This is a genomic window from Streptomyces sp. NPDC020490, assembly GCF_044335305.1.
Taxonomy (GTDB): domain Bacteria; phylum Actinomycetota; class Actinomycetes; order Streptomycetales; family Streptomycetaceae; genus Streptomyces.
On the sequence record NZ_JBIRUY010000021.1, the window covers coordinates 40,547 to 51,556 of the forward strand.

The following is an 11,010-nucleotide window of genomic DNA, read 5'->3' on the forward strand; positions in this document are numbered from 1 at the left end:
CGCGGGGATCCCGTCCGGCACCGGCACCCGAACCGCGGGGTTACGGGTGGAACCGCAGCACCTGCGGGTCGTGGTCGCTGATCTGGTCGTTGAACTCCGAGTTGATGTGCACGCTGTCGTACTCGAAGTCGCAGCCGCGCCGGATCGACGGGCTGATCAGGATCTGGTCCAGGACCTGCTGGTTGCCCTGGTAGTCGTAGGTGTACCGCTCGCTCCTCGGCAGCGACTTGATCGCCGACCACAGTTCGCCGTCACCCTCGAGGATCTTCGCGGTGTCGGAGAACTCGAAGTCGTTGATGTCGCCGAGCGCGATGACGTCCGCGTTCTTCTGCACGTCGAGGATGCTCTTGACGAAGGCGTTGACGAGCGTCGCCTGCTGGTGGCGCTGCACCTCCGACTTGCGCACCGGCGGCTGGTACTGCGCGGTCAGGCCCTGGTCGCCGCCCTTGGAGTTGAAGTGGTTGGCGATCACGAAGACCGTCCGGCCGCGGAAGACGAACTCGCCGGCCAGCGGCTTGCGGCTGTCCTCCCAGGCGGCGTTCGTCGGGTCGATCCGGCCCGGGGAAGCGGTCAGGGCCGCCTTGCCATGCTCCTTGGTGACACCGACGGCGGTGGTGGCGTCGCCGCCCGCGCGGTCGGTGAAGGAAACCCGCTCCGGGTTGAACAGGAACACCTGGCGGATGTTGCCGCCCGGCTGGCCGCCGTCCTCGTCGTTCACCGGGTCGACGGAGCGCCAGTCGTAGCGCGGGCCGCCCGCCGCGACGATCGCGTCGATCAGCTTGTTCACCGTCACGTCCGCGGCGGTGGTGCCGTCGTCCGTCGCGCCGGTGTTGTCCTGGATCTCCTCCAGGGACACGATGTCGGGCGACTTGAGGTTGTTCACGATCGCGGAGGCGTGCTCCTCGAAGGTGGCGTCGGACGGGTCGAGGTTCTCGACGTTGTACGTGGCCACCGCCAGCTCGCCGTGCCGCTGCTTCTCGGTCGACTCCCGCTGCAGTCCGGCGCTTTCGAGGGCGCCGATCCGGTTCGCGACGAGCGTGTAGCCGCCGTACTGGTTGTAGTCCAGCGGGCCGTCCGTCGTGCCGGTGAGGGTGTCGCCGACGTTCGCCTTCGGGAAGGCGGCGGTCGAGCCCAGCGACTGGATCTGCAGTCGGCCGGTGTTCTGGGAGTCGTAGGAGCCGTAGACCGTGCCGCCGCGGCGGTTGGCGTGCTCGCGCGGCTTCACCGTGACCCACAGCTCGGTGTAGGCGTCGGTGGCGGTGACCACGCGGGTGTCGGCGACCTGGACGTTCATGCCCTCCAGGGACTCGTAGTAGTCCAGGGCGTACGCCGACGGGTCCAGCGCCAGACCGTTGATCGAGCCGTTCGCGGCGGTGTCGCCGGCCGCGGTGTAGGCGTCCGGCACCGAGTCCGCGTCGATCACCGTGGCCGCGGGCACCGCGTTGCCGCTGGAGACGACCGTGATCGTCGGCTTGGTGATCTCCGTGACCGACTGGTTGCCGCTCGAGGTGCCGCCGGGCACGTACTCCGAGACCGTGCCGCCGACCGTCACGGAGTCGCCGACGGCGACCTTCGGGGTGGAGCTGGTGAAGACGAACACGCCATCGCTGGTGGCCGGGTCGGCGTCGGGGTTCGGGTCCTGGATCCAGAAGCCCTTGGAAGAGCCGTAGGTGCGCACGCCGGTGACGATTCCGGCCACGTCCGCGACCTTCTGGCCGGCGTACGGGGATATGCGGGTGGTCCCCTGGATGTCATGGATGCGCACGGAGTCGGCGTGCGCGGGAGAGGTCAGCACGACGGCGGAGGCCGCGGAACAGACGGCGGCGACGGTGAGCGCGGCGAGGCGCGCGGAAGACTTGCTCGGCAACGGGATCCCTCCGGGGACATACGTGAGCGCCGGGACGAGGGTGGAGCTGGCTGCGAAGGTGACGCGCGTAGAAACCGGTGAACAGTTGTCCTCGGTTTCTACGCGCGTCAATCTCCTGCCTGCTCGCGCCAGTTGTCAAGGTTTCGGCCATGTACGGACCCTGGCGGGGAGATGAACCGGGCGGCATGGGTGGAAATCCGTCTAGGCTTCGACCTGAGTCGTACGTCGTCCAGGTGGTCGTACGGCCCCGAGCCGTTCTAGGAGAACCAGCCGATGTCAGACAGCTCCCCCCTGCCGCCGGTACGGCTGCATCCCGAAGCGGAGCTGGCGCGGGACGCACTGTCCACGCCGTTGCTGTCCCGGGCCGCGCGGCTCGCCCGCTGGGCTGGCCCGGACACGCGTGTCGACGCCGCCGGCGGGCTGGTCGACGAGCAACTGCCCGCGGCCGCCGCGGCCCTCGGGCTGAGCGGGGACGACGCCGCCGCCTGCGCGAGCGAGGCCTGGCGGGTCGCCGTGGACACCGGCCTCGTCGAGATCGCCGACGAGGAGGCGGGCACCGTCGCGGCCGGCGAGGACCTGGCGCTGCTCACCGGCGGCTCGCCGCGCGACGTGCTCGGGGTGTGGCTCGGGGCGCTGGAGACGCTGCTGGCCGACGCGAGCGTGCCGGACCTGGACGGGCTGGTCGAGGCCATGGACGACGGCGGGCGGGTCGACCTCTCCGAGCTGGACTGGGACCCCGAGGCGGAGGCCGAGTTCCTGGACGGCGTCCTCGGCAACCTCTACCTGCTGACGGTCAGCGAGGACGGGCCGGGCGGGTCGCCGGTGCCGCTGCCGGCGCTCGCCGCGTCGATGCTCGTGCCCACCGACATGACCGAGCCCAGCAACGACGTGCTGGAAGAGGTCTCCGAGGCGATGATGCGCCTCGACGACCAGTTCCGGCTGCTCGAACCGGTGGGGCTGGTGGAGTACCAGCCGGTGGACGAGGCGCTGATGACGGACGCCGACGAGGAGCCCGCCGTGCCCGTCGACGAGACGGACGTGTCCCGCTACGGGATGGTGCGGCTGACCCCCCTCGGCCTGTACGGCGTGCGGGCCAGGCTGCTGGAGGCCGGGTTCCAGGCGCCCGCCGTCGGCGACCTGGCGGACAAGGGCGCCGACGCACTCCTGGACGGCGCGGCGTCGTTCGGGCACACGGCGGCGCAGGCCGAGATCGAGCAGTGGCTCGCCCGCCGCGAACCGCTGGCCGCGGCAAGGGAGTTGCTGGCGGCCGCGCGGGGCGGGGACGCCGGGGCGCCGCTGCGGCGGCTGCGCTGCCAGCAGGCGCTGTCGCTGGTCGGCGCGGAGGCCGAGCCGGCGCTGCGGGAGGTGCTCGACGACGCCGAACTGGGCGGGCTCGCCCGGGTCTGGCTGACCGAACGGCAGGCCGCCGACGTGCCGGCGCCCTCCGAGAAGATGATCTTCTGGCTGACCATCGACACGGTGGCCGCCCAGCTCGCGGCCGAGGGCAACTCCGAGGAACTGCGGGCGCTGGTACAGGGGTTGGCGGCTCAGCACGGCGGTTTCTTCGAGGCCGCCTGGCGGGTGGACCACCCGGCGACGGCCGACGTCCTGGAGGCGATGGGGCGCCTGCACCCGGACAAGAAGATAGCCAAGCAGGCCCGCAAGGCCGCCTTCAAGGCCCGCTCGCAGCGCGGGGACTGACGCCTCGGGGGATCGGGTCACGCCCGGTTCCTGTGAACGGTGCCCACGGACGCATGGAAGCGTGCGCGGTGACGTCGCCCGGTGTTCAGACCGCGTTCAGGCGCGGGCGGGACGGTGGCGCCGACCCGAGGTTCGCCACCCTCCACGGCACCCACTGTCACAGGAGACTCCATGTCGCTCACCCGCAGGGACTTCGCCGCGAAATCCGCGATCACCGGCGCCGGTGTCGCGCTGGCGGGCAGCGTCGGCGCACTCGCCACCGCGCCGGGCGCCCTCGCGTCCACGGAGACCGAGCGCGCCGGGGAGGAGCCGGCCGACGCGCACGGCGGCGTCGGCTACGGTCCCCTCGTCCCCGACCCGGACGGCATCCTCGCGCTGCCCGCCGGCTTCTCGTACCGGATCGTCACCTACAGCGGCAGGACCAGGCTGGAGTCCGGTGAGTTCACCCCGTCCAACCACGACGGCACCTCCGCCTTCGACGGCCCCCGCGGCGCGACCCTCCTGGTCAACAACCACGAGCTCAAGGGCCCGCGGGCCAACTGGACGTACCCCGTCCCGCTCGCCGACGGCCTGGTCTACGACCCCGCCGCGTCCGGCGGCTGCACGGTCGTGGAGGTGCGCCGCGACCACGTCGCCGAGTGGGTCGGCATCGCCGGCACCTCCACCAACTGCGCGGGCGGCAACACCCCTTGGGGAACCTGGCTGACCTGCGAGGAGACCGAGGACAAGGCCGGCCAGAACGGCATGACCAAGGACCACGGCTACGTCTTCGAGGTCGACCCCGAGGACCGCCGGGCCAACCGCGACCCGAGGCCCGTCAAGGCGCTGGGCCGGTACGCCCACGAGGCCGTCGTCGTCGACCCCAAGCGCGGCCACCTGTACCTGACGGAGGACGCGTCCGGCCCCAACGGCCTGCTGTACCGCTGGACCCCGCCGGAGGGCTTCCGCCACGGCCGCGGCAAGCTGCGCACCCTCGCCGACGACGCGGGCGTGCTGCAGGCGTTCAAGTGCTTCGACTCCGGCGGCAAGTTCGTCGACGACCTCTCCCGCGCCACCAGGATCGGCACGGTGTACGGCGTCGACTGGGTGGACGTCCCCGACCGCGACGCGAAGACGGTGTCGGTGCGCAAGCAGTTCACCGACGGCCAGGTCACCCGCTCCCGCAAGCTGGAGGGCATGTGGTGGGGCGACGGCGGCGCCTACATCGTGGCCTCCTACGCCCGCGCCGAGAGCCCCGGCACCGCGCACGACGGCCAGGTCTGGTTCTACGACCCCAAGCGCCGCACCCTCACCCTGAAGGTCCTGCTCGGCGTCAACACCGACCCCTCCGCCGACGGCGCCTTCGACGGCCCCGACAACATCACCGTCTCGCCGTACGGAGGGCTCGTCATCGCCGAGGACGGCGAGGGCGTGCAGCACCTGTTCGGCGCCACCGACAGCGGCCGCACGTACCCCATCGCCCGCAACGAACTGAACATCGGCACCGCGGCGGAGCCCGAGTACAGCGAGTTCACCGGCGTCACCTTCTCTCCCGACGGAAAGACCCTGTTCGCCAACATCCAGACCCCGGGCATCATGCTCGCCGTCACGGGGCCGTGGAAGCGGCAGAAGCGCGGCTGACCCGCCGGCCCGCCCTTCCCCGCGGGCACCGCGCCGTCCCCGGCGCACCGGGCCGTGGCCCGCACCTCACCGCAGGTGCGGGCCACGGCCTTGTCCGCCGGGCTACTGACATCTAACATTTCAGTCGTGGAGGCCATTCGACCCGTCCGGCGCACCCTGCTCAGGGACCGGGCGTACGAAGTGATCCGGGACGCCATCGTGGCCGGGGAGATCGAGCCCGGCACGGTGGTGCGGGACGCCGATCTCGCCGAGCGGCTGGGACTGTCCCGGGCGCCGGTGCGGGAGGCGTTCTCCCGGCTCGTGGACGAGGGGCTGCTGGAGAGCAAGCCGCAGAGCTACACGCGGGTGACCCCGGTCGTCGCCGCCGAGGTGCGGGACGCGGCGGCCGTGGTCGGCGCGATGCACGAACTGGTGGCGCGGGTCGCGGTGCCCCGGCTGTCCGCGGCGGACGTGGCGGCGATGCGCGCGGCCAACGAGCGGTTCGCCGCCGCCGTCGGCTCGGGCGACGTGGACGCGGCGGTGCGCGCCGACGACGACCTGCACGACGTCCTGGTCCGCGTCGCCGGCAACCGCGCGGCCGCCGCCACCGTCGCCCGCTACACCCCGCTCATCCGCCGGCTGGAGCGACGCCGCTTCGGCCAGGGCGGCACCTGCCGTTCGGCGGGCCTGCACGAGCAGTTGATCGCGGCCTGCGCGGCCGGTGACGCGGACACCGCCGTCCGGGTCACCGCGGAGATCTGGCGCGGCCTGGCCGAACTCGCCGACGGCGACTGACCCCGACCCCGGGAGGACGCATGTCCCTTTCCTCGTACGACCGTTACCCGCTGCTCTTCGGGCCGTCGCCCGTGCACCCCCTGGAGCGGCTGACCGCACACCTCGGCGGGGCCTCCCTGTGGGCCAAGCGTGAGGACTGCAACTCCGGCATCGCCTACGGCGGCAACAAGACCCGCAAACTGGAGTACCTGGTCGCCGACGCGCTGGCGAAGGGCTGCGACACGCTCGTGTCGATCGGCGGGGTGCAGTCCAACCACACCCGCCAGGTCGCCGCCTGCGCCGCCCGCGCCGGGCTGAAGTGCGTGCTGGTGCAGGAGAGCTGGGTGGACTGGCCGGACTCCGTGTACGACAAGGTCGGCAACATCCTGGTCAGCCGCCTCGCCGGGGCCGACGTGCGGCTGGTGCGCGCCGGGTTCGGGATCGGGTTCAAGGAGAGCTGGGAGCAGGCGCTCAGGGAGGTCGAGGAGTCGGGCGGGAAGCCGTACGCCATCCCGGCCGGGGCGTCCGACCACCCGCTCGGCGGCCTCGGGTTCGCCGGGTGGGCGCAGGAGGTCGCCGAGCAGGAGCGGGAGCTGGGCGTCTTCTTCGACACCGTGGTGGTGTGTTCGGTGACCGGGTCGACGCAGGCGGGCATGGTCGCCGGGTTCGCGGCCCTGGAGCAGGCGGGCGGGCGGCCGCGGCGGGTGATCGGCATCGACGCGTCGGCGAAGCCGGCCGCGACCCGCGCGCAGATCGCCCGGATCGCCCACAACACCGGTCGACTCATCGGCGTGGAGAGGGAGTTGACCGAGAAGGACGTCGAGCTGGACGAGCGCTACCACGCGGGCACGTACGGCATCCCGGACGAGGCCACGCTGGAGGCGATGCGGCTCGCCGCCCGCACCGAGGGGATGGTCACCGACCCGGTGTACGAGGGGAAGTCGATGGCCGGGATGGTCGACCTGGTCGCGCGCGGGGAAATCGGCCGGGACGCCACCGTCCTCTACGCCCACCTGGGCGGACAGCCCGCGCTCAACGCCTACAGCGCCCTGTTCTGACCGACCCGCGCACCGTCCGCAGCGGCTGATGGACGGCCTGGCCCGGTGCGGCGGGGCCCGGTGCGCTCAGCACTACAGCGCGCTGTACTGAGCGGGCCGTGCGCTGTCCGCAGGCGGTTCGACAGCGCCCTGAAGGGGGTCGGGGAACTGCGCGACCGGCCACGACGGCGCGGCGGCTGATGGACGTCCTGGCACGGCACGGCGCGCTCAGCGCCTGCAGTGCCCTGTTGTGATCGGGCGGGGTGCCGTCGGAGGGCGGTTCGACAGCGCCCTGAAGGGGGTCGGGGAACTGCGCGACCGGCCACGACGGCGCGGCGGCTGACCGACGTCCCGGCACGTCCCGGCACGGCACGGCACGTCCCGGCACGTCCCGGCACGTCCCGGCACGTCCCGGCACGTCCCGGCACGGCACGGCACGGTCCGGCGCGGCCGGGCGGGGTCGGGCAGGGCCGGCCGCGGCCCGACACCGCCCGCACTCCGGCGGAGCGCTCACGCCTCGCGGCGTCCGGTGATCACGAGCGCCGACACCAGCAGGGCGCACAGGGCGATCAGCGCGCCGGCGCCGAAGGCGCGGGCCGAGCCCTGGGTGAGGATGACGGACGGCGACCCGGTCGCGTGCCGGGTCGTCGTGCCGAAGACGGTGACCAGGACGGACAGGCCCAGCGTGCCGCCGAGCCACTGCATGGTCTGCAGCAGCCCGGAGGCGGCGCCGGCCTCGCGCGGCTCGACCCGCGCGAGGATCGTCACGTTGAGCGGCATGAAGCTCAGGCCGACGCCCACGCCCAGGAGCAGCAAGGGGCCGAGCAGCCCGGTCCGGTAGCCGTCGCCGGGCGCCAGTCGGGACAGCCAGCCCGCCGCGCCGACGAGCAGCGTCATGCCGGTCAGGAGCACCGGCTTGGCGCCGAAGCGCCCCAGCAGCCGCGGTGTGAGGCGGACGGTGCCGAACATCGCCAGCGTCATCGGCAGGAAGGCGAAGCCGGCCCGCAACGGGCTGTAGTCCAGGACGCGTTGGCTGACCAGGGTGAGGAAGTAGAAGGCGCCGAACATCCCGGCGGGCAGCAGCAGGACGCCCGCGTAGCCGCCCGCCCGGTCGCGGTCGGCGAACAGGCGCAGCGGCATGATCGGCTGCGCGGCCCGCGACTCGACCAGGACGAAGGCCGCCAGCAGGGCCGCCGCCGTGCTGAAGCCGAGCAGTGCGCCGGGAGCGCTCCAGCCCTTCTCGGAGACCCGGATGAAGGCGTACACCAGCGATGTCGTCCCGGCGGTGCCGGTGAGCGCGCCGGCCGCGTCGAACCGGCCCGCGTGCCGCGTCGTCTCGGTGACCAGGCGGGGGAGGGCCCAGGCCACGCCGGCGCCCATGGGCACGTTGATGAGCAGGGCCCAGCGCCAGGAGGCCCACGAGGTGAGCATGCCGCCGAGGACCAGGCCGACGGAGGCGCCGATGCCGGCCATGGACGCGTAGACGCCGAGGGCGTGGTGGCGGCGGGGGCCCTCGGGGAAGGTGGTGGTGATCAGGGCGAGGGTGCTGGGCGCGATGAGGGCGGCGCCCGCGCCCTGCAGGGCGCGGGCCGCGAGCAGCCAGCCGCCGTCGACGGCGAGCCCGCCGAGCAGGGAGGCGACGGCGAAGACGAGCACGCCGGTGGTGAGGGTGCGGCGGCGGCCGGCGATGTCGCCGACGCGCCCGCCGAGCAGCAGCAGTCCGCCGAAGGCGAGGGTGTAGGCGTTCAGGACCCAGGACAGGCCGGTGGGGCTGAAACCGAGGTCGGCCTGGATGCCGGGCAGCGCGACGTTGACGACGGTGGAGTCGACGCCGACCATCAGGTAGGCGGTGACGACGACGAGGAGGACGGTGCCGAGCCGGGCGGGCCGCTGCGCTGTCGAACGTGCTCCGGCGGTGGCCGTGGGCGGGGTGGACATGGAATTCTCCCGTTGTGATGTCCCCGGCGACAGGCGTGCGGGCAGCGCGAAGCAGAGATGTGCGGGCAGGCGAGAGCCGCGCTCGTGGAGATGACAGCGATAACCGGGGACTGTCTCCGTTTAACTCTCGGTACGATACGGAGAGCGTCCCCGGTTCGCAAGGAGTTGCTGGATGACGCAGGTCAAGCCCATGCGGGCGGATGCCCGGCGCAACTACGACAAGCTGCTGAAGGCTGCGGCCGAGGCGTTCGCCGAGCACGGGGAGAGCGCGTCCCTCGACGACATCGCGAAGCGGGCGGGGGTCGGCTCGGGCACCCTGTACCGGCACTTCCCGACCCGGCAGGCGCTGCTGGAGGCGGTGTACGTCGACGCGATCGAGGCGCTCGCCGCACGGGCCGGCGAGCTGGCGCAGCGGCTGCCGCCCGGCGAGGCGCTGGGGGAGTGGCTGTACGAGGTGTGCCTGGGCACAATCGAGGTCCGCGGCCTGAAGTCCCTGCTGGGCTCGGCCGTCACGGACGGCAGCAACGTCACGCTCACCGCCTGCGCGGCCAGCCTGAAGCAGGCGGCGGCGAGGCTGGTGGCGGCGGCGCAGCGGGAGGAGACCCTGCGGAGTGACGTCGAGCCGATCGACGTGCTGCGCCTGACCCACGGCATCAGCACCGCCTCGGAACTCGCGAGCGGCGGGGTCGGGCAGGTCCGCCGGTACCTGTCGCTGCTCATGGACGGACTGCGGCCCGCGGCCGGGAGGTGACCGCCGGGCGCCCCCGGTCCGGGGGGGCGCCCCGGGCGTCGTACGGACGCCTACAGCGCCTGGGCGGCCGGCTTGACCATGCCCCGGACCGTGCGCGCCTTGACGAAGTCGCCCATGGCCGTCATGTCCCACTCGCCGGAGAACTGGCGGATCAGCTTCGCCATCATCACGCCGGTCTGCGCCTCGGCGTTGGTGAGGTCGAAGCGGACCAGCTCCTCGCCGGTCGTGCCGTCCAGCAGGCGGCAGTAGGCCTTGGCGACCTCGGTGAACTTCTGCCCGGAGAAGGAGTTCACCGTGAACACCAGCCCGGTGACCTCCTGGGGGAGGCGGCCGAGGTCGACGACGATGACCTCGTCGTCGCCGGCGCCCTCGCCGGTGAGGTTGTCGCCGGAGTGCTTGACCGCGCCGCTCAGGATCTGCAGCTTGCCGAAGTAGCAGCTGTCGATGTGGTTGCGCTGCGGGCCGTAGGCGATCACCGAAGCGTCCAGGTCGATGGACTTGCCGCGGTACGCCGGCTCCCAGCCGAGGCCCATCTTGACCTGCGACAGCAGCGGGCGGCCGCCCTTGACGAGGGAGACGGTCTGGTTCTTCTGCAGGCTGACGCGGCCCTTGTCGAGGTTGATCTTCCCGGCGCCGGGGGCGGGCGGGGCGGGCGGCGCCGGCGGGACCGGGGGAGCGCCGAACGGAGCGGCCGGGGGCGTCACCGGCGCCTGCGGCGCGGGCATCGGGGGAGCGGCCGGCTGCGGCGCGGGGGCCGGTTCCTCCACCGTCACGCCGAAGTCGGTGGCGATGCCGGCCAGACCGTTCGCGTACCCCTGGCCGACCGCCCGCGCCTTCCACGCGCCGCCCCGCAGGTAGATCTCCATGACCACCAGCGCCGTCTCGGTGCCCAGCCGCGGGGGCGTGAACGTGGCCAGCACGCTGTGGTCGTCCGCGTTGCGGAGGGTGGCCGTCGGCTCGATGCCCTGGAAGGTCTGCCCGGCCGCGTCCGGGCTGGCCGTGACGACGACCTTCTCGATGCCCGGCGGGAGCGCGGTCGTGTCGACCGTGATCGCGTCGGGCGCCGTGCCGCCGCCGGAACGGTAGGTCACGCCCGGTCCGGCGGGCTGGTTGTAGAAGATGAAGTCGTCGTCGGAGCGCACCTTGCCGTCGGCGGTGAGCAGCAGGCCCGAAACGTCGAGCCGCACCGGGGCGGCGACGTCCACCGTCACGCGGGCGGCGGAGAGCGGGATGTTCGAGCCGGGGGTCATAGCTGTCATGCCGGGTGAACGAGCGGAGGCGTTTTGCCGTTCCCTTACTCCCCCTCCCGCGCCGCCCCGGCCACCCCCCTCCCGCGCCGCCCC

At 72.9% G+C, this 11,010-nt stretch carries 8 protein-coding genes; 5 read left to right on the forward strand and 3 right to left on the reverse strand.

Going from position 1 to position 11,010, the window contains the following annotated elements; translation table 11 throughout:
• Positions 1-40: 40 nt before the first annotated feature.
• On the reverse strand, positions 41-1,867 hold the full coding sequence (locus ACH4ZX_RS22045) for an endonuclease/exonuclease/phosphatase family protein (RefSeq protein WP_398275216.1): 1,827 nt from the start codon (positions 1,865-1,867) through the stop codon (positions 41-43).
• Positions 1,868-2,140: 273 nt separating this feature from the next.
• Here ACH4ZX_RS22045 and ACH4ZX_RS22050 point away from each other — a divergent pair, with 273 nt between their 5' ends.
• From ACH4ZX_RS22050 to ACH4ZX_RS22065, 4 genes are all read left to right on the forward strand, one after another.
• Positions 2,141-3,568: a hypothetical protein gene (locus ACH4ZX_RS22050; protein ID WP_398275218.1), complete on the forward strand. Its 1,428-nt coding sequence runs from the start codon at positions 2,141-2,143 to the stop codon at positions 3,566-3,568.
• Between the two features lie 171 nt (positions 3,569-3,739).
• Positions 3,740-5,188, forward strand: coding sequence for an alkaline phosphatase PhoX (locus ACH4ZX_RS22055; protein WP_398275221.1), 1,449 nt, complete (start codon positions 3,740-3,742; stop codon positions 5,186-5,188).
• A gap of 126 nt (positions 5,189-5,314) precedes the next feature.
• The gene (locus tag ACH4ZX_RS22060) at positions 5,315-5,962 is read left to right on the forward strand and encodes a GntR family transcriptional regulator (protein WP_398275224.1); all 648 of its coding nucleotides are present in this window, start codon (positions 5,315-5,317) and stop codon (positions 5,960-5,962) included.
• A 20-nt stretch (positions 5,963-5,982) separates the two neighbouring features.
• Positions 5,983-6,999, forward strand: a complete 1,017-nt coding sequence (locus tag ACH4ZX_RS22065; protein WP_398275227.1) for a 1-aminocyclopropane-1-carboxylate deaminase — start codon at positions 5,983-5,985, stop codon at positions 6,997-6,999.
• Between the two features lie 489 nt (positions 7,000-7,488).
• On the opposite strand, the gene ACH4ZX_RS22070 is transcribed toward ACH4ZX_RS22065, so the two are convergent.
• Positions 7,489-8,916 carry an MFS transporter gene (locus ACH4ZX_RS22070; RefSeq protein ID WP_398275230.1) on the reverse strand — a complete coding sequence of 476 codons (1,428 nt, stop codon included), beginning with the start codon at positions 8,914-8,916 and terminating at the stop codon, positions 7,489-7,491.
• Positions 8,917-9,088: 172 nt separating this feature from the next.
• Here ACH4ZX_RS22070 and ACH4ZX_RS22075 point away from each other — a divergent pair, with 172 nt between their 5' ends.
• Complete coding sequence (locus tag ACH4ZX_RS22075) at positions 9,089-9,667, forward strand: TetR/AcrR family transcriptional regulator (protein ID WP_398275233.1); 579 nt, start codon at positions 9,089-9,091, stop codon at positions 9,665-9,667.
• A 50-nt stretch (positions 9,668-9,717) separates the two neighbouring features.
• Here the strand turns inward: ACH4ZX_RS22075 and ACH4ZX_RS22080 are convergent, their stop codons facing one another.
• Positions 9,718-10,917: a TerD family protein gene (locus ACH4ZX_RS22080; RefSeq protein WP_398275500.1), complete on the reverse strand. Its 1,200-nt coding sequence runs from the start codon at positions 10,915-10,917 to the stop codon at positions 9,718-9,720.
• Positions 10,918-11,010: the final 93 nt, after the last annotated feature.

Bases quoted from the DNA above. Each gene is read 5' to 3' on its own strand.
- ACH4ZX_RS22065 (WP_398275227.1), top strand. From the start codon at position 5,983: ATGTCCCTTTCCTCGTACGACCGTTACCCGCTGCTCTTCGGGCCGTCG.
- ACH4ZX_RS22050 (WP_398275218.1), top strand. From the start codon at position 2,141: ATGTCAGACAGCTCCCCCCTGCCGCCGGTACGGCTGCATCCCGAAGCG.
- ACH4ZX_RS22055 (WP_398275221.1), top strand. From the start codon at position 3,740: ATGTCGCTCACCCGCAGGGACTTCGCCGCGAAATCCGCGATCACCGGC.
- ACH4ZX_RS22080 (WP_398275500.1), bottom strand. From the start codon at position 10,917: ATGACCCCCGGCTCGAACATCCCGCTCTCCGCCGCCCGCGTGACGGTG.
- ACH4ZX_RS22075 (WP_398275233.1), top strand. From the start codon at position 9,089: ATGACGCAGGTCAAGCCCATGCGGGCGGATGCCCGGCGCAACTACGAC.
- ACH4ZX_RS22070 (WP_398275230.1), bottom strand. From the start codon at position 8,916: ATGTCCACCCCGCCCACGGCCACCGCCGGAGCACGTTCGACAGCGCAG.